This window comes from Micromonospora sp. URMC 103, assembly GCF_051386435.1.
In the GTDB taxonomy this organism is placed as follows: Bacteria; Actinomycetota; Actinomycetes; order Mycobacteriales; family Micromonosporaceae; genus Micromonospora.
This window is the reverse complement of sequence record NZ_JBPQTR010000005.1, coordinates 2222252-2241773: the sequence shown is the minus strand read 5'-3', so window position 1 is coordinate 2241773 and position 19522 is coordinate 2222252. Positions and strand designations below refer to the sequence as shown.

Below are 19522 nucleotides of genomic sequence, written 5' to 3'. Positions count from 1 at the left end.
GACGGTGACGGCGGGCGGACCGGTCACGGAGGTGGTCCTCGGGCTGCCCGAGCCCCGGCTGCGCCCGTACGTCGCCCGCTACGTGGGCTACCGGGAGCGGGCCGACGCGCCCCTGGCGCGCCGGGAGGTGGCCGGCGCCTTCGTGGTGCTCATCCTCGGCTGGGGCGCTCCGTCGGACGTGGTCGACCCGCGGAACGCCGGCCGGAGCGCGTACCGGGTGGACTCGTTCGTGGCCGGCACCTCCGACCGCTGGTGCCGCACCCGCACGATCGGGGTGGGTGAGGGGGTCGAGCTGCTGCTGGCCCCGTTGGCCGCCCGCCGGCTCCTCGCCCTCCCGCTGGAGGAGCTGACCAACCGGGCCGTGGACGTGGCGTCGCTGCCCGGCGGTTGGCTCGACCGGCTCCGCCTCCGGCTCGCCGCCGCGCCGGGCTGGGCGGAACGCTTCGCGCTGCTCGACGCGGCGGTCGCCGCCCGGTTGGCGGGCTCGCCCCCCGTCGATCCCCGGATCGCCTGGGCGTGGCGGCGGTTGACCGCGAGCAGCGGGCGCGTCGGCATCGGGTCGCTCGCCGACGACCTGGGCTGGAGCCGCCGACACCTGGCCGCCCGGTTCCGGCACGAGGTGGGGCTGTCGCCGAAGACGACGGCACGGCTGCTGCGCTTCCAGCACGCCTACACCGCGCTGGGCGGTCCCGCATTGGCCGCCGGGGCGCCGGGCGGGGACGCCGCCGGGGCGCCGGGTGGGGAGGCTGCCGGGGCGCCGGGTGCGGAGGCCGCCGGGGCGCCGGGTGCGGACGCCGCCGGGGCGCCGGGTGGGGACGCCGCCGGGGCGCCGTACGGCGGGTCGACGCCGGTGGCTGGCGCGCAGGACCGCCCGCCGGTCGCGGCGGCCGGCGGTCCGGCCGCGCCGGCCGGCGGCTGGGTCGAGGTCGCGGCGCGCTGCGGCTACTACGACCAGTCGCACCTGATCCGGGACTTCCGCGAGTTCGCGGGCGACACTCCCGCCGCGCTGCTGGCCGCCCGTACGGCAGCCGCGAGCGGCTGAGGTCACATTCGTCCAATACCCGCCGGTGTCCCCCGCGGCAGACTCCGGGCATGCGAACCGTGTATCCCGTCTTCCGCTACCCGGACCCGCGCGCCGCCGTCGACTGGCTCTGCGGGGCGTTCGGCTTCCAGGTGCACGCACTTCACCAGGGGCCCGACGGCGACCTGGCGCACGCCGAACTCGTCCTGGACACCGGCCTGATCATGATCGGTGGCCGCGCCGGTCCGCGTCCCCGGCCCGCCGGGGACGACTGGGTGGTGTACGTGGCGGTCGACGACGTCGACGCCCACTGCGCCCGGGCCCGTGCGGCCGGCGCCGACATCACCCGCGAGCCGTTCGACACCGACTACGGCTCCCGCGACTACGCGGCCCGCGACCTGGCCGGCAACGTGTGGAGCTTCGGCACCTACCGACCCTGACCGCCCACCCGACGCCTACGACCCCGACGGATCGCGACCCTGCGCCTCCTCGACGGGGAAGAGGATCGGGCTGAGCAGGTACTGGGCGCGGCCCGGCGCCGCCGTGTTGGCGAGGCGGGGCAGGAGGACCTGCCGCAGCTCCCCGATCAGGCTCACGAGCTCGTCGCGGCTGAGCCAGACCGCGTGTTGCCGGTAGCCGACGAGGTCGCCGGCGGGGTCCGCGTGCTCCCGGTCGAGGTAGGCGTTGAACTCGGCGAGCAGCGCGGCCATCGCGGCCGCGAAGGCGCGCCGGTGGTCGTCGGCCGACATCGACTCCATCGTTCCTAGAGCGATGGACGCCCGGTCCTGGCGTAGCCGGTAGGCGCGTTCGACGGCGCCGCGGACCCGCCGCTCCTCGGCCACCTCGAGCACGCCGCCCGTGTGCAGCAGGTCGATGTGGCGGTAGACGGTGGCCTTCGAGACGTCGGGCATCCGGTCGCACAGCTGGCCGGTGGTCAGCATCCGCCCGCCGCGCAGGGCGTGCACGACGCGCAGCCGGACGGGGTGCGCCAGCAGTTCCAAGCTGTCCATCGCCACGATCTTACATGTGATACCTTTCGCGAAACTGAGAAAGGTGGCGGTCATGGCGGAGGACGCCGATCCGGCGGCGATCGCGACGGCGGTCGTCCGGCTCGCGCGCGACGGGCGCTTCGACGAGCTGGAGGCACGGTTCGCGGCGCGCCTGCGCGCCGTGGTGTCCGCCGAGACGGTACGGCTGGGCTGGACGACCGAGACGAGCCGCATCGGCGCCGTCCGCGCGGTCGGCGAACCGGTGCCCGAGCGCCCGGCGAACGGCCTGGTCCGGGTGAGCGTGCCGGTCCACGGCGAGCGCGGTGGACTCACGGTCGTCCTGTCCGTCGACCGGGCCGGGCTGATGCACGGGCTCCGGCTCGCGCCCGCCGGGGCGGGGACGTGGACGCCGCCCGCGTACGCCCGGCCGAAGCGGTTCACCGAGCGGGACGTCGTCGTCGGTGACGGCGACCTGGCCGTGCCGGGCACACTGACCCTTCCCCGCACGCGGGGGCGGGGAAGGGGCAGTGTGCCCGGCGTGGTGTTGCTCGCCGGTGGCGGGCCGTTCGACCGGGACGCGACGAGCGGCGCCAACAAGCCCCTCAAGGACCTGGCGTGGGGGCTGGCCAGCCGGGGCGTCGCCGTGCTCCGGTTCGACAAGGTGACCCATGCCCACCCGCACGTGGTCGAGGCAGCCGACTTCACGATGGCCGACGAGTACGTGGGGCACGCGGTCGCGGCCGTCCGGCTGCTCCAGCGGGAGCCGTCGGTCGATCCCGCCCGGGTGTTCGTGCTCGGTCACAGCATGGGTGGGAAGGCGGCGCCCCGCGTCGCCGTCGCCGAGCCGTCCGTGGCGGGTCTGGTGATCCTCGCGGGGGAGACGCAGCCTCTGCACCACTCCGCCGTACGCGTCGCCCGGCACCTCGCGGCGCTGGCACCGGGGGACGCGGGCGACGCGGCCGTCGCGGCGATCACCCGGCAGGCCGCCCTGGTCGACAGCCCCGATCTGTCGCCGTCCACACCCGCCTCGCGGCTTCCGCTCGGGCTGCCCGCCTCGTACTGGCTGGACCTGCGCGACTACGACCCGGTGACGACGGCGGCGGCGCTCGGCCGGCCCATGCTCATCCTTCAGGGCGGGCGTGACTACCAGGTCACCGTGCGGGAGGACCTGAGCCGGTGGCGGGCCGGCCTGGCCCACCGACCGGACGTCACGATCCGCGTCCACGACGCCGACAACCACCTGTTCTTCCCCGGCGCCGGCCCGTCGACTCCCGCCGAGTACGACCCGCCGCAGCACGTCGACCCGGTGGTCGTGGCGGACGTCGCGACGTGGCTGGACCGGGGACGACGGGTTGCCGGTCTCCGCTCCCTGCTCCGCCGTCGGCGCTGATCGCGACACCATTCGGTTGCGTTGCGCGAGCGAGGTATTGCAGTGTGTGACGGTCCTGCGTAATCTCCCTCGATGGGGAGGCCGGGAATGCCGTTGCCAACGAGTCCTGTCATTCGCCGTGTGCGGCTCGGCGCCGAGCTGCGCCAGCTGCGCCGGCGCGAGGCGTTGACCCTGGAGCAGGTCTGTGACCGGCTGGGGTGGGCCTCCACGTCGAAACTGTCCCGCATCGAGCTGGGTCAGAGCCGTCCCGACCTGGCCGACGTGCTCGACCTGCTGGACGTCTACCAGGTGCCCGCGCCGCTGCGCGACCAGCTCATCGTCATCGCGCGGGACGCGGCCACCAGCCGGGGCTGGTGGAAGACGCTCGGCGAGATGAGCGAGCGGCAGCGCACCTACGCCGAGCTGGAAGCCGGCGCCGCGCGCATCGTCGAGTACCAGCCGGCCGTCGTGCCCGGGCTGCTGCAGACCCCGGCGTACGCCCGGCTGCGCATCGCCGCGGGCGCCGCGCTCGACCCGGAGGTCGACGTGGACGCGGAGGTGCGCGCCCGGGCCGTGCGGCAGGCCGTGCTGCGGCGTGCCGACCCGCCCCGGTACACCGCCCTGCTGGCCGGGGCGGTCTGCGAGCCGGGCGGCGCCCCGGCGGAGGTGTGGCGGGAGCAGGTGCGGCACCTCGTGGCGTTGACCGGGCTGCCCAACGTGACGATCCGGCTGCTGCCCCGGGCCGCGGCACCGACGGGCCCGCACCCGCTCACGCCGTACTCCTGCTACGCGTTCCCCGACCCGGCCGACCCGCGGACGGTGATGCTCGAGGCGGTGACCACCGACGTGCGGCTGGCCACCGCCGTGGACGTCGACCGGTACGAACGTCTCACCGAGGCCCTGCTCGGCGTGGCGCTGTCGGCGGAGGAGACCGTGACGGCCCTCGCTCGCAGCATCGACGGCTGACCGGGCGGCCGCCGCGACGCGCGGGTCACCGGGCCCGGCGCCCCCGAGTCCGTCGGGACCGGTGGCCCCGCGCGTGCGCCCGCACGATAGGACAGAGGTACGACAGGGCCGGCGCGGCTTGTCAGGCCGGGACGTCGACGAAGTGCTCGACCAGCGGCGGGTTGGCGAAATGCGGGCCGATGAGCGCACGCCACCTGTCGAACCGCTCGCTGCCGCGGAAGTTCTCGTTGTGCGCCTCGACGGAGTCCCACTCGACCAGCAGCACGAAACGCGACGGGGACTCGATCCCCCGGGTCATCCGCACCGAGCGGCAGCCGGGCGTGCCGGCCAGCACCGGATGCCCCTCGGCGTACGCGGCGGCGAACGCGTCCTCGTGACCGGGCAGGACATCGATGAGCGCAACCTCAAGCACCATGCGGGAAGCCTCCCACGCCGCCCGCACCGCCCGTCGCGCGGCCCAGTCATGATCGTGCTCGATCGTGGAGGTAGTGGTTTCCTGGTGCCATCGAGGCCACTACTTCATGGATCGAGCACGATCTTCGATGCGCGCTGGCGCCGAGGCGTGCAAGATCCGAGCACTTTCCCGGAAAGTGCTGCCACCCCGGGCTACGAGGCAGCACTTTCCGGGAAGCTGCGAGGATCTCGCGCTTGGGCGGGCACGGGGGCGTCGGGCACGGGTCGGGCGCGCCGGGTCGGGCGCGGTGCGTCGGGCGCGGTGCGTCGGGCGCGCAGGCTGACCCTCGCGCCGCACCACTAACAGCCCATCCTCCTAGGATGCCGTAGGTGGTGTGCGGCGGGTCGCAGGCGCTGCGAGCCGGGCCATAGGCGGCGGCGTGAGCCGCGCGGGGGTGTGAGCCGGGCTGTAGGCAGCGTGAGCCGCGCGGTAGCCGGTGCGAGCCGCGTCGGCCGCGGCAGCACGTGGCCGTGGCCACCCCTGCCCGATGTGCGATCACGCGGCTCCGTGCGCCACAATGGTGATCGAGGAGGGGAGTATTCCCCCGTGACGGAGTCGTCAGCACGGTCGACCACCCGAGGGGTGGCGCGACCCGGCCCCGTCGGTCGCCGCGCCACGCGGTGACGGAAGAGACCTCCGACAGTCACCACAGCGAGCATCACGGCACGCCGCGCCCCGCCGGGGCGTACGGTGTGCCGGACGCCGCGTGTCTGCCGGAGGAATGAACGTTGGACGTGTCCGGGCTGGTGTGGGCGATCACGCTCATCGCACTCATCGCGGTGCTGCTGGTCGACCTGCTCATCATCGGTCGCCGCCCGCACGAGCCGAGCGTGCGCGAGTCGAGCACCTGGGTCGGTTTCTACGTGGGCTTGGCCCTGCTCTTCGGCGCGGGCCTGTGGCTCTTCTCCGGGGCGAGCGCGGCCGGCCAGTTCTACACGGGCTGGCTCACCGAGTACAGCCTCTCGGTGGACAACCTGTTCGTCTTCGTGATCATCATGTCCCGGTTCGGCGTGCCCCGGCCGTACCAGCAGAAGGTCCTGCTCATCGGGATAGTGCTGGCGTTGGTCATGCGGGGCGGGTTCATCGCCGCCGGCGCCGCCCTGATCTCCCAGTTCTCCTGGGTGTTCTACATCTTCGGCGCGTTCCTCATCTACACGGCCATCAACCTGGCCCGGCAGGGCGAGCCCGACGAGGACGAGTTCTCCGAGAACGTGCTGATCCGGTGGAGCCGCAAGGCGCTGCCGGTGTCCCGGACGTACGACGGGGCCCGGTTGATGACCCACGAGGGCGGCCGGCGGCTGTTCACCCCGCTGCTCATCGTGATGATCGCGATCGGCACCACCGACCTGATCTTCGCGCTGGACTCGATCCCGGCCATCTTCGGGATCACCCAGCAGGCGTACCTGGTCTTCACGGCGAACGTCTTCGCCCTCATGGGGCTGCGGCAGCTCTACTTCCTGCTCGGTGGCCTGCTGGACCGGCTGATCTACCTGAGCTACGGCCTGGCCGTCGTGCTCGGTTTCATCGGCGTCAAGCTGGTCCTCGAGGCGCTCGCCGACAACAACCTGCCGTTCGTCAACGGCGGGGAGCACGTGGCGTGGGCGCCGCACATCCCGATCTGGCTGTCGCTGCTGGTGATCCTGGGCACGCTGCTGGTGGCCACGGCCGCGAGCCTCGCGAAGTCGGCCCGGGACCGGCGCCGGGCGCTGGCCGACGCGCGCGGCTGAGCGTACGGGCGAACGAGGGGCGCCACCCGGCCTCGGGTGGCGCCCCTCGGCGCGTACGCGGTGGTCAGACCCGGTGGACGCCGACCAGGGTGGCGGTGCGCTCGGCCGGGAGCGGTTCCTCGAGCACCCGGCGCTGCCGGTAGCAGGCGTGCAGCATCCGCCGGTCGTCGCCGTTGCGGGCTTCCGCCGTGACGATGCCGATGTGGTGGATCTTGCGACCGGGGCGGGCGAAGAAGTAGAGGTCGCCGGGGCGTTCGGCCCCGAGCGGCAGGGGCGTCGTGGCGGCCGCCTGGTCGGCCGCGTCGCGAGGCAGCTGCACCCCGAACCGCCGCCAGGCCAGGTGGACCAGACCCGAGCAGTCGATCCCGTACGCGGACACCCCGCCCCACACGTAGACCACGTGCCGCAGCCGCTGCGCCACGGCGAGCACGTCGGCGGCCGAGGGCGGCGCCACCGGCACGCGCGCGAGGTGCGCGTCGGGCAGCCAGAGTGGCTCGGCGTGCCCCGGGGCGTGGACCGGCCGCCAGCCGTCGCGGGCCGGGCCGGCCGCCGCGAGGCGGGTGCCGAGCACGATCCCGGGCAGCACCACCGGGCCGTCGGGGCCGGCGCGCAGCTCGCTGACCGTGGCGTCCACGACGAGGGGCGTGCCGTCGGTGGCCGGGCCCGGTTCGGCCGCGACGAGCTGGTCGACGGGCAGCCAGCCGGGGTAGCCGCGTGGGTCGAGGTCTCCGGCCGGCTGCTCGACGGCGACCACGTGCGCCCAGCCGTCCGGTCGCAGCTCGGTGACGAGGACCCGCTCACCGAGCAGCAGCTGGCTCAGGACGCAGTCGCCGACCTGTTGGTCACTGTCCATCCCGGAGATCCAGGCGGGGATGTCGGTGCGCGCGGCGAGGGCGGGGCGGTCGACGGGTCGTACCGCCTCGGGTGAGGTCCACAGGGTCGCGACCGCGGCCCGGACGACGGCCTCACGGCCCGGTTGCAGCTCCACGTTTCCCCCCAGGTCATGCCGTCCGCTCCCGCGACCTTATGAAAGAAACCCACAACCCTCAACAGCCGGGTGCACGTTTACTTCACGACACGGCGGTGATACCGAGCCCGGGAGCGTCCGGCAGCACGACGGTGGCGCCCTCGTAGCGGAGCCCGCCGCGCACCGGCGACGCGGCCAGCCACCAGGCGGCGTCCAGGTCCGACACGGCGCTGGTGCCGTACGCGGCGACCAGGCTGGCGGCGGCCCCGATGCCGACCTCGCTCTCCATCATCGAGCCGACGACGGTGCCGAGGCCGTGGGCGGCGGCCAGGTCGAGCAGCGTACGGGCGGGATGCAGGCCGCCGCACTTCGCCAGCTTGACGTTGACCAGGTCGGCCGCCCGGCGGCGGATCACCTCGACGAGGTCGCGGGCACCGAAGACCGCCTCGTCGGCGAGGATCGGCACGTCCACCCGGTCGCTGACCCAGGCGAGCCCGTCGAGGTCCCACCGGGCGACGGGCTGCTCGACCAGCTCCACGTCCAGGCCGGCGTCCTCGACGCCGCGGATCACCCGAACCGCCTCCCGGGGCGTCCAGCCCTGGTTCGCGTCGAGCCGGATCCGCACGCCGGGGCCGACCGCCTCGCGTACGGCCCGGACCCGGTCCAGGTCGCCGGCGGCGTCCGTGCCGACCTTCAGCTTGAGCACGTCGAAGCCCTCGGCGCGGCGCTTGCCGGCGGCCTCGGACAGCTCCGCCGCCTCCCCGGCGGCGAGCGTGACGTCGGTCGGGACGCTGAGCGCCGTCCCGCCGAGCAGGCGTACGAGGGGGACGCCGAGCCGCCGCGCCGCGAGGTCGTGCAGCGCCACGTCGACTGCCGACTTCGCGGCCTCGTTGCCGACGACCGCGCGCTGCACCTCGGCGCAGCGGGTCACCAGCTCGTCCGGGTCGCGGCCGGTGAGCAGCGGACCGAGCAGCTGCCGGACGCACGCCTCCGAGCCGTCGATCGACGCCCCGGTGACCTGCCACACCTGCGGCGCCTCGCCGAACCCGGACCGGCCGTCGCCGTCGACTACCTCGACGACCAGGGTGTCCACGGTGGTCGTGCGGCGCAGCGCGGTGACGAACGGCGTGTGCAGAGGGGCGGTGAGCCGGTGGGTGCGTACCTCGGCGATCGTCATGTGCGGCACCCTATACGCAGACCGCGGGCGCGGGGACGGTCGGCTTTGGCTGATCGACTCGGGGTAGCGCGGTGCCGGTGCGGGACGCGGGAGGCGGGCGTGGGCGAGCGCGGCGGGCGGGACTGGGAGCTGGTGGGGGCGCCGAACGCCCGGGACCTGGGCGGCCTGGTCGGCGCGGACGGCCGGCGGGTGCGGGCGGGGCGGTTGATCCGTACGCCGGCGCTCGGGCGGTTGACCGACGAGGACCTGCCGGTGCTCGGCAAGCTCGCCCCGGCCTGCGTGGTGGACCTGCGCGACCACTCGGAGATCACCGTGGCGCCGCCGGACCGGCTGGTCGGCGATCCGCGGCTCGTGCACCTGCCGGTGCACGACGCCGAGCACCCGGTGTTCACGTACGTCTCGGCGGTGCTGCTCGGCCACGACCTCACGGCGTACGCGGAGCTGGCCCGGCAGGGCACGCCGGCCGCCATGGCGGCGATCTACCGGTGGTTCGTGACGGGGGAGTCGGCGCGCGCCGGGTTCGCCGAGGCGGTGCGGCTCGCGGCCCGGGCCGAGAACCTGCCGCTGGTCTACCACTGCTCGGCCGGCAAGGACCGCACCGGCTGGCTCACGGTGATCCTGCTGACCGCGCTGGGTGTGGACGAGGCGGCGATCCGGGCCGACTACCTGCGCAACAACACGCTCACCGAGAGCCTGCGGGCGGTGCTCGTCGAGGCGATGCGCCGGCGCCAGCCGGAGCTGGACGTCGAGGCGGTGCTGCCGGTGCTGGAGGTGCGCCCCGAGTATCTCGACGCGGGCTACGACGAGGTGCGTCGGGCGCACGGGTCGTTCGGGGCGTACCTGCGCGACGGTCTGGGGCTGACCGACGACGACGTCGCGGCCCTGCGGGAGCAGCTGCTGGAGTGAGAGGGCCGGCCGGTTCGCCCTAGAGGTCGTGGCGGGCGGCCCAGACCCGGGCGGAGATGTCGGCGATCAGGCGGCAGGCGTCGTCGTCGGCCCCGTCGCCGTCCGACCCGCCGTCGGCGAGGTCGGTGGTGGTGCAGACGACCACGGTGTACGGGGGAGCGTCGTCGGGGAAGACGACGCCGGCGCCGTGGCGGACGCCGCGTACCCAGCCGTTCTTGTGGGCGATGCGGGTGCCCGGCGGCAGGCCGGCCGCGAGGTCCTCGCGGTGCTCCTGGGCGGCGAGGACGTCCAGCATGGCGGCGCAGCCGGCCGGGGAGGCGATCGGGCCGGGGCGGGTGGCCCCGGTGGCGAGGGCGCCGAGCAGGGCGGCCAGGTCGGCGGCCGTCACGAGGTTCGTGATGCCGGCCTCGCGGGCCGCGAAGTCCTCGATGCCGCGGCCCGTGACGCTGTGCCGGGCGCCCGCGAGGTCCCACACGCGGGCCACCGCCGGCAGGCCGACGTGGCCGATCAGCAGGTTGGTGGCGAGGTTGCTGGAGCGGACGATCATCCGGTGCGCGAGCCAGCGCAGCGGCGCGTCGCCGCCCACCCGCGCCCACACCTCGTCGTCGTTGTCGTAGTGCTGCGCGCACGTGAACCGGGGGGCGCCGGGCTGCGCCGAGTCGAACGCGTTGACCACCGACACGGGGGCGTCGAGGTCGAGCGCGCCCGCCTCCGCGGCACGGTGCAGGGCGGCGAGCACGCCCACCTTCATGGTGCTGGCCGCGTAGTGGGTGGCGTCCGCTTGCCGGGTCCAGGTGGGCTCGGCGTCCAGCCGTCCCACGTACGCGGAGACGGTGCCGGGCACCGTGTCGAGGTGCGCGTCGAGGTCGTCCCAGGGCATGCGGGTGACCGTAGCCGATCATGCCGCCCGGCGGGGCCGCGCCCCGGCGGCTCGCGCCCGCGCCATCCCGGTCGATCATGAAGTTGTTGCCTCGACACGCCGGGATCGCGGGCAATAACTTCATGATCAACGAGCCGGGGGCGGGCGGGCGGGCGGGACGGGGTGGAGACGGCGGAGCCCGGCCCGCCGGGTACGACGGGCCGGGCTCGGGGGCCGGGGCTGGGTGGGTCAGCCGGCGTGCTTGCGGCGGGCGGCCATCCGGCCGCGCTGGGTCTGGTCCAGCACCACCTTGCGGATGCGCACCGCGGCCGGGGTCACCTCGACGCACTCGTCCTCGCGGCAGAACTCGAGGGCCTGCTCCAGCGACAGCTTGCGCGGCGGGATGAGCTTCTCGGTCTCGTCCGCGGTCGACGACCGCATGTTGGTGAGCTTCTTCTCCTTGGTGATGTTGACGTCCATGTCGTCGGAGCGGGAGTTCTCGCCGACGATCATGCCCTCGTACACCTCGGTGCCCGGCTCGACGAAGAGCTGCCCGCGCTCCTGCAGGTTGGTCATGGCGAACGCCGTGACCGAGCCGGACCGGTCGGCGACCAGCGAGCCGTTGTTGCGGGTACGCAGCTCGCCGAACCACGGCTCGTAGGACTCGAAGACGTGGTGCAGGATGCCGGTGCCCCGGGTCTCGGTGAGGAACTCGGTGCGGAAGCCGATGAGGCCGCGCGCCGGGACCAGCCACTCCATCCGGATCCAGCCGGTGCCGTGGTTGACCAGCTGCTCCATCCGGCCCTTGCGGGTCGCGAGGAGCTGCGTGATGGCGCCCAGGTACTCCTCCGGGGCGTCGATGGTGAGCCGCTCGACGGGCTCGCAGGTCTTCCCGTCGATCTCGCGGGTGACGACCTGCGGCTTGCCGACGGTCAGCTCGTACGACTCCCGGCGCATCTGCTCGACGAGGATGGCCAGCGCCAGCTCGCCGCGGCCCTGCACCTCCCAGGCGTCCGGCCGCTCGGTGGGCAGGACCCGCAGCGACACGTTGCCGACGAGCTCCTTGTCGAGGCGGTCCTTGACCATGCGGGCGGTGACCTTGGCGCCCTTCACCCGGCCGACCAGCGGCGAGGTGTTGGTGCCGATGGTCATCGAGATGGCCGGCTCGTCGACCGTGATCAGCGCCAGCGGAACCGGGTTCTCCGCGTCGGCGAGGGTCTCACCGATCATGATCTCGGGGATGCCGGCGACGGCGATGATGTCGCCGGGGCCCGCGGAGTCGGCCGGCTTGCGCTCCAGGCCCTCGGTCATCAGCAGCTCGGAGATGCGTACCCGCTGGGTGCTGCCGTCGGTGCGGCACCAGGCCACGGTCTGGCCCTTGCTGATCGTGCCCTGCCGCACCCGGCACAGCGCGAGCCGGCCGAGGAACGGGGAGGCGTCGAGGTTCGTGACGTGCGCCTGCAGCGGCGCGCCCTCCTCGTAGGCGGGCGGCGGGATGGTGTCGAGCAGGGTGCGGAAGAGCGGCTCGAGGTTGTGGCTGTCGTCCGGGACGGCGCCGTCGGCGGGCTGGGTGAGCGAGGCGATGCCGTCGCGGGCGCAGGCGTAGACGATCGGGAAGTCGATCTGCTCCTCGTCGGCGTCGAGGTCGAGGAACAGCTCGTACGTGTCGTCCACGACCTCCTTGATCCGGGCGTCCGGGCGGTCCACCTTGTTGATCACCAGGATGATCGGCAGGCGGGCCTGGAGCGCCTTGCGCAGCACGAAGCGGGTCTGCGGCAGCGGGCCCTCGCTGGCGTCCACCAGCAGGACCACCCCGTCGACCATGGTGAGGCCGCGCTCGACCTCGCCGCCGAAGTCGGCGTGGCCGGGGGTGTCGATGATGTTGATGGTCACCGGGTCCGAGCCGTCGGCCGGCATGTAGTGCACGCCGGTGTTCTTGGCCAGGATCGTGATGCCCTTTTCCCGCTCCAGGTCCATGGAGTCCATCACCCGGTCGGTCACCTCGGCCCGGGCGCCGAACGCGCCGGCCTGCCGCAACATGGCGTCGACCAGGGTCGTCTTGCCGTGGTCGACGTGGGCGATGATGGCGACGTTGCGGAGGTCGGTGCGAAGCTGCATACCCTCCATACTCTCCTGTCTGCGGTTGCCGGTTCCGCCTCGGGGTCATCCCCCGAATGGCCCGGATCTCTCGTGGAACTCCTGTCCCAGCCGCTCCGGCGGCTGGCATGCTGACCCCGTGTTCATGGGGGCCGAGTGCACGACCTGCTGACCGTCCTGCAGGGGCTGCCGTCCCTGCTGATCTACCTGGTCGCCGCGCTGATCGTCGCGGGTGAGACCGCCGTGATCTTCGGTCTGCTGGTGCCGGGCGAGGCGACCCTGCTGCTGGTCGGCTTCCTAGCGTACGCGGGGACGCTGCGGCTCGGCCCGGCCCTGGTCGTGATGATCCTCGCCGCGGTGACCGGTGACACACTCGCGTTCCGGTCGGGCCGGCGGTACGGGCCCCGGCTGCGGGCCAGCGGGCTGGGAAACCGGGTCGGGCCGGAACGCTGGCACCGGGCGGACCGGCTGCTCAACCGGCTCGGCGGCCGCGGTGTCCTCGCGGCCCGCTGGATCGCGTTCGCCCGCACGCTGGTGCCACGGCTGGCCGGCGCCGCCGGGATGCCGTACCGGCGGTTCGCGCCGTGGAACCTCGCGGGGGTGGCCACCTGGGTCTCCGGGTCGGTGCTGCTCGGCTACCTGGCCGGCGAGTCGTACGAGACGGTCTCGCGCCTGCTGGGCCGGGCGACCGGGGCCGTGCTGGTGCTGCTGGTGGCTCTGGTGGCCGTGGTGCTCGTGGGCCGGTGGCTGGGTCGCAACCCGGACCCGGTCCGGGCGCTTATGTCGCGGGCCACCGCCCTGCCTCCGGTGCGCTGGCTGTCCGGCCGGTACGGCGTGCTGTTCTTCCTGCTCGCCATGCGCATCGGGTCCGGGTGGACGATGCTGCTGAACCTCGTGGCCGGTCTCGGGCTGCTCTTCGTCGCCGGCTTCGCCTTCGCCGAGTTGCTGGAACTGGTGGTGCGGCACAGCGGGCTGGCCCTCGTGGACGGCGCCATCGCCGACTGGTTCGCCGCCCGGCGTACCCCGGACGTGGTCGACGCCGCGACGGCGACGGTGTCGGCGCTGCGCAGCCCCGTCCTGATCACGCTGGTCGCCGTGGTCGCCGCCGTGCTGGCGTGGCGCAGCCGGCCGTGGCGGGCCGATCTGCTGGGCCTCGTGGGCACGGTGGGGGCGTTCGTCCCGCTCGTGGTGCTGGCCGTCGCCGCCGACCTGGCCGGCTCGGCCGGGAGCGGCCCGGACGGCATCCTCTTCCCCACCCAGAACGCGGTCGTGACGGCCAGCTTCTGCACGCTCGCCTGGCTGCTGTCCCGGGGCGCCCGCTGGCCGCGGGCGGTGGCCGCCTGGACCGCGGCGGCGGCCGGCGTTGTCTGCCTCGCCGGGGCCCGCCTCTACCTGGGCCTCAGCACGGCCAGCGGCACGGTTGCGGCGGTGCTGCTCGGGGTGCTCTGGACGGTGGTGTTCATGGTGGCCTGGGCCACACGGGACCGGGCGGTCGGCGGGCCGGGGCGGCGCCCCGAGCCGGCGCCGGAGCGGTCCGAGGGGCAACGACGGCCCGTGGAGCCCTGTTAGGGTGCGGCGACGCCGACGGGAGGGAACGGGGATGCGCCGAGGGACAGGGCGGACGCGTGCCGTGGTGCTCGCCGGGCTGCTGGTGCTCGCCATGGGCGGCTGCGCCGGGCAGAACGCGCGGCCGCAGGAGGTGACCGAGCCGGTCGCCGCCCCCGTGGAGGTGTCGGGCGAGGCCAGCGCCGAGCCGGTGGAGGCCCCCGAGCCGTCCGTCCCCGCGTCCGAGGGGATGGGCCTCGCCCCGTCCCCGTCGCGCAGCACGTCGCCGTCGGCGAAGCCGCGCCCCAAGCCGAGCCGCACGGCCGGCCCGCGTGCGGTGCCGAAGCCGCCCACCGAGACCCGGGTGCCGCCCCCGCCGCCGAAGCCCGCGCCGAGCGGTTGCAAGCCGAGCTACCGCGGCACCCAGGCCACCCGGGCCCAGGTCAAGGACGCTCTGACGGCCGCCGCCGACCGCCAGTACTGGCCGGTGTCGGCCCCGGACATCCGGATCCCGCTGAACCTCATGAAGGCGACCGCCTGGCAGGAGAGCGGGTGGCAGTCGCACATCGTGGCCTGCGACGGCGGGATCGGGCTCATGCAGGTCATGCCGGGGACGGCGGACTGGATGAACCAGCGGTTCGAGCAGAGCTACGACATCGACGACTACCGGGACAACGCCTACCTGGGCGGCACCTACCTGGCCTGGCTCACCAAGTACATCGGCGACATGTACTTCGACTCGGACTACACGTTGGACGCCGAGCTGTGCACGAGCGAGCTGAACTCGTGCCTGCTCAACGCGGTGATCTCGGCGTACAACTTCGGACACGGCGCGGTCGCGCAGGAGGGGGAGCCGCTGGCCATCCCCAACCCGCAGTACGTGCGCAACGTCCGTGCGCTGATGACCGAGTGCGTCTGCCTCGACTACTGACACCGGGCAGGGTGCCCGGAGCGGGACCGGTGTGCCGGCTCAGCCGGGCGCGCCGGCCCGGTCGGCGGCGGCGACCGCCAGTGCGGCGTCGGCCGGCGTGGGGTCGGTGCGCCGGGAGAGCGCCCCGGGCCACCAGAAGCACCGACCCAACAGCAGCACGATCGCCGGCACCAGGAGGGTGCGCACCAGCAGCGTGTCGAGCAGCACCCCCAGGCCGACGATGACACCGATCTCGGTGAGCGTGACCAGGGGCAGCACACCGAGCACGGCGAACACCGCGGCCAGCAGGATCCCGGCGCTGGTGATCACGCCGCCGGTGACCGCGAGCGCGGTGCGGATGCCCCGGCGGGTGCCCTCGCCGGCGGCCTCCTCACGGGCCCGGGTGGCCAGGAAGATGTTGTAGTCCACGCCCAGCGCCACCAGGAACAGGAAGGACAGCAGCGGCACGCTGGTGTCCAGGGCCGCGTAGCCCAGCACGTGGGTGAAGAGGAAGGTTCCCGCGCCGAGCGCCGCGAAGAAGGTGCCCACCACGGTCGCGACCAGCACGAGCGGCGCGACGACCGCGCGCAGCAGGACCAGCAGCACGAGCAGCACCACGCCGAGGATCAGCGGGACGACCACCCTGAGGTCGCGTACGGCGGCGTCGCGGGTGTCGAGGTTGGCCGCCACGGTGCCGCCGACCTTCGCCCCGGCGCCGGGCACCGCGTGCACCCGCTCGCGCAGTTCGCGGACGGTGTCGTAGCTGGCCCCGCTGTCGGGCTCCGCGTCGAGGACCACGTCCACGCCGACGAGCCCCGCGGTGCGGCCGGCGGGCCGGGCGTCGGCCACCCCCGGTGTGCCGGTGATCGCGGTGAGCAGCGCCGGCTCGGCGTCGGCCCGCGCCACGACCACGACGGGGTCGGCGCTGCCGGCGGGGAAGTGGCGGCTGAGCGTACGCAGGCCGTCGATGGACTCGGCCTGCACCCGGAACTGTTCGGTCTTGCTGAGGCCGAGCCGGGCGTCGGTGAGCCCAGCCGCGAGGACGGCCAGCACGACGAGCGCGCCGGCGAGCACGGCGCGGGGCCGGCGGGCCACCAGGGCGCCGACTCGCGCCCAGCCGCCGGTGCGGGTCGGGTCGGGCTGGCCCGGTCGGGGCACGAAGGGCCAGAACAGGCCGCGGCCGCAGACCGCCAGGGCGGCCGGCAGGACGAGCAGGCCGTAGAGCGCGGCGGTGCCGATGCCGACCGCGCCGGCGACGCCGATGGCCCGGTCGTTGCGCAGGACCGCGGCGGTCAGCGTGAGCAGGCTCAGCACGACGGTGGTGGCGCTCGCGGCGACGGCGGGGCCCGCCGAGGTCAACGCCCGGCACAGCGCGTCGCGCCGGTCCTCCCGGCGGCGCAGCTCCTCCCGGTACCGGGCGATCAGCAGCAGGGCGTAGTTGGTGCCGGCGCCGAACACCAGCACGTCGACGATGCCGGTGGTGGAGGGGTCGATGGGCAGGTCGACGGCCCGGCTCACCACGGCGATCAGCGCGTTGGCGACCACGTCCGCGGTGCCCACGACGGCCAGCGGCACCAGCCAGAGCCAGGGGCTGCGGTAGCTGACGATGAGCAGCACCGCGACGACCGCGACGGTGACGAGGAGCAGGGTGACGTTCGCGCCGTCGAACGCGGAGGCGACGTCGGCGCGGAACCCCGCACCGCCGCTGACCTGCGCGGTGAGCCCGGCCGGCAGCCCGTCACGGGTGATCGCCCGGAGCCGGTCGACGGTGTCGGCGGTCGCCTCGGGGCCGGCGTCGGCGGGCAGCGGCACGGCGAGCAGCGCGGCGCGGCGGTCGGGGGAGAGGATCGGCGAGGAGATCTCGCCCGTGGCGATCGGTCGGAACCGGGCGGCGTCGGCGGCGAGGGCCGCCTCGTCCCGGGCGTCGAGTGGAGCGCCGTCGCGGGAGTAGACCACCAGGGCCGGGTTGAGCTGACCGCCGGGCAGCTCACGGGCGAGGGCCGCGGCTTGGACGGACTCGCTGCTGTCGGGCAACGCCCCCGTCGGGTCGTTGCTGGTGCGGGCCTTCCCGCCGAGGGCGACCAGCGCCCCGGAGACGGCCACGGCCACCAGCAGGACCACCCAGGCGCTCCACCGGCCGGCGACCACTCCGGCCAGCCGTCGGGCGGTCGCACGCAGGAACCCCATCGAAACCCCCGACGGTCGAGTATCTTGATAGCCGAGATTATTCCCGGTTGAACTATGCTGCAAACCGGGTGACGCGACGGGGGTGAGGCGGCAGGTGACGGCGCAGGGCATGTACCGGCGGCGGGACACGCCGCGCGAGCGGCTCGTCGCGGAGATCACCGGCGACCTGCGGCGCTACTCGGTGGACGCGCAGCACATCGGCCACGCGTTCGCGAGCCGGCACGGCCTCAACGCCACCGACCTGCAGGCGCTCCTCGCCGTCATGGACGCCGAGGTGGCCGGCGATCCGATCACCCCCGGCCGCCTCGGCGAGCACCTCAACCTCTCGTCCGGGTCGGTGACCGCCCTCGTCGACCGGCTCGAGCGCGCCGGTCACATCCGCCGCGACCGCGACACCGCGGACCGGCGCAAGGTCCTCCTGCGCTACGCCGACCCCGGCGCCGCCCTGGCCACGGCGTTCTTCCAGCCGCTCGGCCGGCGTACGGACGCGGTGATGGCGGAGTTCGGCGACGACGAGCTGCGCGTGGTGCACCGCTTCCTGCGGGCCATGGTCGACTCGATGCGCGAGCACCGCGACGAGGTGCGGGCGGCCGGCACCGGGCCGTCCCGGCGGCCGGCCGGCTGAACGCCGTGCTGCACCGGCTCGCCGCCCGGGTCGCCGCCGCGGTGCTGCGGCTGCCTCCGGCACGGACCCGCCGGGTGGCGGTCCGACGCGGCCTCGCCGTGCGGGTCCGCGACGGCGTGCCGCTGCGCACCGACCACTACGCCCCCGACCTGCGCGGGGCGCCGACCGTCCTGATCCGCACACCGTACGGGCGGGGCGGGCCGATGCGGCTGCTCGGCCGGCTCCTGGCCGAGCGCGGCTACCACGTGGTCATCCAGTCCTGTCGGGGCACGGACGGCTCCGGTGGGGCGTTCGCCCCGCTGGTGCACGAACGCGACGACGGCCTGGACACCCTCGACTGGCTGCGCCGCCAGGCCTGGTACTCCGGCGGCTTCGGCACCTTCGGCGCCAGCTACCAGGGCTTCGTCCAGTGGGCGCTGGCCGCCGGCGCGGGCGACGAGCTGCGCGCCATGGTCGCGGTCGTGACCGCGTCGGCCACCCGCGACTCGACGTACGCGGGGGAGTCCTTCGCCCTCGACACGGTGCTCACCTGGGTGGAGCTGCTCCAGGCGCAGACGGTGCCCTGGCTGGCCCGCCAGTGGGAACTCAAGCGGGGCCAGCCCCGGCTCGCCGCCGCGCTGGCCCACCTTCCGCTGGCCGAGGCGGACCGGATCGCCACCGGCGTCACCGTCCCGTTCTTCCAGGAGTGGCTGCGCCACCACACACCGCAGGCCGACTACTGGCGGACCCGCGTCTTCGCCGAGGCGGTGGCGCGGGCGCGGGCGCCCGTGGCCATGGTCAGTGGCTGGCACGACATCTTCCTTCCGGCCCAGCTCGACGACTACGCCGTCCTGCGTGCCGCGGGCCGGCGCCCGCGTCTCGTGGTCGGGCCGTGGACGCACGGCAGCCCCGGGCTCGTGGTGGCGGCGTTGCGGGAGGGGCTGGACTGGCTGAACCGGCACCTCGCGGGGCGCACCGCGGAATCCGCGGTCGCGCCGGGGCGCGACGTCGCGCCGGCACCGGAGGCCGCCCCGGTGCGGGTACACGTCGGCGGGGCGGGCAGTGGCTGGCGGGACCTGCCAGACTGGCCGCCGCCCGCGACCGCCGCCGTCTGGCACCTGCATCCGGACGGCGTGCTCGCCGAGCGGCCGTCCGTGCCGTCGGTCCCCGACTCGTTCCGGTACGACCCCGCGCACCCCACCCCGTCGCTCGGCGGCCCGCTGCTCGTGGCGCAACGCGCGGGACCGGTGGACAACCGCCGGGTCGAGGCCCGCCCGGACGTGCTGACCTGGTCCGGTGATCCGCTTCCCGCGCCGCTGGAGGTGGTGGGGCCGGTCCGCGCCGAGGTGTACGTGCGCAGCGAGCTGTCCTACCTGGACGTCTTCGTCCGGCTGTGCGACGTGGACCGCCGCGGACGGTCCTGGAACGTCTGCGACGGCCTGGTCCGGGTCACCCCCGACCGGTTCCCGCCCGGCCCGGACGGGACGGTCCGGGTGCCGGTGCCGCTCTGGCCCACCGCGTACCGGTTCGCGGCCGGGCACCGGCTGCGGGTGCAGGTCACCGGCGGCGCCCACCCCCGGTACGCGCGCAACCCGGGAACCGGTGAGCCGCTCGGCACGGCCGTCACGCTCCGTGCCGGTCGTCGGGAGATCCTGCACGATCCCGAGCACCCTTCCGGGCTGGTCCTGCCGATCGTCCACGATGGTCGACCGGACCGTCGAATGTGAATGTGAAGGGCTTTGAC

17 protein-coding genes are annotated in these 19522 nt (G+C 74.5%); 10 read left to right on the top strand and 7 right to left on the bottom strand.

Going from position 1 to position 19522, the window contains the following annotated elements; all coding sequences use genetic code 11:
- Positions 1-4 precede the first annotated feature (4 nt).
- Together ACSNOA_RS23530 and ACSNOA_RS23525 are read left to right on the top strand one after the other, a co-directional pair.
- Complete coding sequence (locus tag ACSNOA_RS23530) at positions 5-1042, top strand: helix-turn-helix domain-containing protein (protein ID WP_436661462.1); 1038 nt, start codon at positions 5-7, stop codon at positions 1040-1042.
- 50 nt (positions 1043-1092) lie between these two features.
- Entirely contained in the window at positions 1093-1461 is a 369-nt protein-coding gene (locus ACSNOA_RS23525; RefSeq protein ID WP_436661460.1) for a VOC family protein, read from the top strand.
- A 15-nt stretch (positions 1462-1476) separates the two neighbouring features.
- Here the strand turns inward: ACSNOA_RS23525 and ACSNOA_RS23520 are convergent, their stop codons facing one another.
- Positions 1477-2031, bottom strand: a complete 555-nt coding sequence (locus ACSNOA_RS23520; RefSeq protein ID WP_436661459.1) for a helix-turn-helix domain-containing protein — start codon at positions 2029-2031, stop codon at positions 1477-1479.
- Between the two features lie 52 nt (positions 2032-2083).
- Between ACSNOA_RS23520 and ACSNOA_RS23515 the strand changes: the two genes are divergently transcribed.
- Both ACSNOA_RS23515 and ACSNOA_RS23510 read left to right on the top strand, forming a co-directional pair.
- Positions 2084-3400: an alpha/beta hydrolase family protein gene (locus ACSNOA_RS23515; protein ID WP_436661457.1), complete on the top strand. Its 1317-nt coding sequence runs from the start codon at positions 2084-2086 to the stop codon at positions 3398-3400.
- Positions 3401-3487: 87 nt separating this feature from the next.
- Entirely contained in the window at positions 3488-4345 is an 858-nt protein-coding gene (locus ACSNOA_RS23510) for a helix-turn-helix domain-containing protein (RefSeq protein WP_436661455.1), read from the top strand.
- A 121-nt stretch (positions 4346-4466) separates the two neighbouring features.
- Here the strand turns inward: ACSNOA_RS23510 and ACSNOA_RS23505 are convergent, their stop codons facing one another.
- Entirely contained in the window at positions 4467-4760 is a 294-nt protein-coding gene (locus ACSNOA_RS23505) for an antibiotic biosynthesis monooxygenase family protein (protein WP_436661454.1), read from the bottom strand.
- Positions 4761-5527: 767 nt separating this feature from the next.
- Here ACSNOA_RS23505 and ACSNOA_RS23500 point away from each other — a divergent pair.
- Positions 5528-6526: a TerC family protein gene (locus tag ACSNOA_RS23500; RefSeq protein WP_436661453.1), complete on the top strand. Its 999-nt coding sequence runs from the start codon at positions 5528-5530 to the stop codon at positions 6524-6526.
- A 64-nt stretch (positions 6527-6590) separates the two neighbouring features.
- On the opposite strand, the gene ACSNOA_RS23495 is transcribed toward ACSNOA_RS23500, so the two are convergent.
- Positions 6591-7514 (bottom strand): NlpC/P60 family protein, encoded by a 924-nt coding sequence (locus ACSNOA_RS23495; RefSeq protein ID WP_436661451.1) that lies wholly within the window; start codon positions 7512-7514, stop codon positions 6591-6593.
- Between the two features lie 82 nt (positions 7515-7596).
- Entirely contained in the window at positions 7597-8670 is a 1074-nt protein-coding gene (locus ACSNOA_RS23490) for a mandelate racemase/muconate lactonizing enzyme family protein (protein ID WP_436661449.1), read from the bottom strand.
- A gap of 99 nt (positions 8671-8769) precedes the next feature.
- Here ACSNOA_RS23490 and ACSNOA_RS23485 point away from each other — a divergent pair, with 99 nt between their 5' ends.
- A complete protein-coding gene (locus ACSNOA_RS23485) occupies positions 8770-9576 on the top strand; it encodes a tyrosine-protein phosphatase (RefSeq protein ID WP_436661447.1) in 807 nt (268 codons plus the stop codon).
- Between the two features lie 19 nt (positions 9577-9595).
- Here the strand turns inward: ACSNOA_RS23485 and ACSNOA_RS23480 are convergent, their stop codons facing one another.
- Together ACSNOA_RS23480 and typA are read right to left on the bottom strand one after the other, a co-directional pair.
- A complete protein-coding gene (locus ACSNOA_RS23480) occupies positions 9596-10456 on the bottom strand; it encodes a serine hydrolase (protein WP_436661445.1) in 861 nt (286 codons plus the stop codon).
- 228 nt (positions 10457-10684) lie between these two features.
- The gene (gene typA / locus ACSNOA_RS23475; protein WP_436661443.1) at positions 10685-12553 is read right to left on the bottom strand and encodes a translational GTPase TypA; all 1869 of its coding nucleotides are present in this window, start codon (positions 12551-12553) and stop codon (positions 10685-10687) included.
- Positions 12554-12688: 135 nt separating this feature from the next.
- Here typA and ACSNOA_RS23470 point away from each other — a divergent pair, with 135 nt between their 5' ends.
- Both ACSNOA_RS23470 and ACSNOA_RS23465 read left to right on the top strand, forming a co-directional pair.
- The gene (locus tag ACSNOA_RS23470; protein WP_436661440.1) at positions 12689-14101 is read left to right on the top strand and encodes a DedA family protein; all 1413 of its coding nucleotides are present in this window, start codon (positions 12689-12691) and stop codon (positions 14099-14101) included.
- Between the two features lie 31 nt (positions 14102-14132).
- Positions 14133-15008, top strand: a complete 876-nt coding sequence (locus tag ACSNOA_RS23465) for a transglycosylase SLT domain-containing protein (protein WP_436661438.1) — start codon at positions 14133-14135, stop codon at positions 15006-15008.
- 39 nt (positions 15009-15047) lie between these two features.
- Here ACSNOA_RS23465 and ACSNOA_RS23460 read toward each other — a convergent pair whose 3' ends face one another.
- Positions 15048-17174: an MMPL family transporter gene (locus ACSNOA_RS23460; RefSeq protein ID WP_436661436.1), complete on the bottom strand. Its 2127-nt coding sequence runs from the start codon at positions 17172-17174 to the stop codon at positions 15048-15050.
- Positions 17175-17283: 109 nt separating this feature from the next.
- Between ACSNOA_RS23460 and ACSNOA_RS23455 the strand changes: the two genes are divergently transcribed.
- Entirely contained in the window at positions 17284-17799 is a 516-nt protein-coding gene (locus ACSNOA_RS23455) for a MarR family winged helix-turn-helix transcriptional regulator (RefSeq protein WP_436662423.1), read from the top strand.
- A 5-nt stretch (positions 17800-17804) separates the two neighbouring features.
- Complete coding sequence (locus tag ACSNOA_RS23450) at positions 17805-19505, top strand: CocE/NonD family hydrolase (protein ID WP_436661434.1); 1701 nt, start codon at positions 17805-17807, stop codon at positions 19503-19505.
- The last annotated feature ends 17 nt before the right edge of the window (positions 19506-19522 follow it).

Excerpts from the sequence above, each read along its gene's own strand:
- typA (WP_436661443.1), bottom strand. The coding sequence starts at position 12,553 with ATGCAGCTTCGCACCGACCTCCGCAACGTCGCCATCATCGCCCACGTC.
- ACSNOA_RS23520 (WP_436661459.1), bottom strand. The coding sequence starts at position 2,031 with ATGGACAGCTTGGAACTGCTGGCGCACCCCGTCCGGCTGCGCGTCGTG.
- ACSNOA_RS23490 (WP_436661449.1), bottom strand. The coding sequence starts at position 8,670 with ATGACGATCGCCGAGGTACGCACCCACCGGCTCACCGCCCCTCTGCAC.
- ACSNOA_RS23525 (WP_436661460.1), top strand. The coding sequence starts at position 1,093 with ATGCGAACCGTGTATCCCGTCTTCCGCTACCCGGACCCGCGCGCCGCC.
- ACSNOA_RS23455 (WP_436662423.1), top strand. The coding sequence starts at position 17,284 with ATGTACCGGCGGCGGGACACGCCGCGCGAGCGGCTCGTCGCGGAGATC.
- ACSNOA_RS23480 (WP_436661445.1), bottom strand. The coding sequence starts at position 10,456 with ATGCCCTGGGACGACCTCGACGCGCACCTCGACACGGTGCCCGGCACC.
- ACSNOA_RS23505 (WP_436661454.1), bottom strand. The coding sequence starts at position 4,760 with ATGGTGCTTGAGGTTGCGCTCATCGATGTCCTGCCCGGTCACGAGGAC.
- ACSNOA_RS23515 (WP_436661457.1), top strand. The coding sequence starts at position 2,084 with ATGGCGGAGGACGCCGATCCGGCGGCGATCGCGACGGCGGTCGTCCGG.
- ACSNOA_RS23510 (WP_436661455.1), top strand. The coding sequence starts at position 3,488 with ATGCCGTTGCCAACGAGTCCTGTCATTCGCCGTGTGCGGCTCGGCGCC.
- ACSNOA_RS23465 (WP_436661438.1), top strand. The coding sequence starts at position 14,133 with ATGCGCCGAGGGACAGGGCGGACGCGTGCCGTGGTGCTCGCCGGGCTG.
- ACSNOA_RS23460 (WP_436661436.1), bottom strand. The coding sequence starts at position 17,174 with ATGGGGTTCCTGCGTGCGACCGCCCGACGGCTGGCCGGAGTGGTCGCC.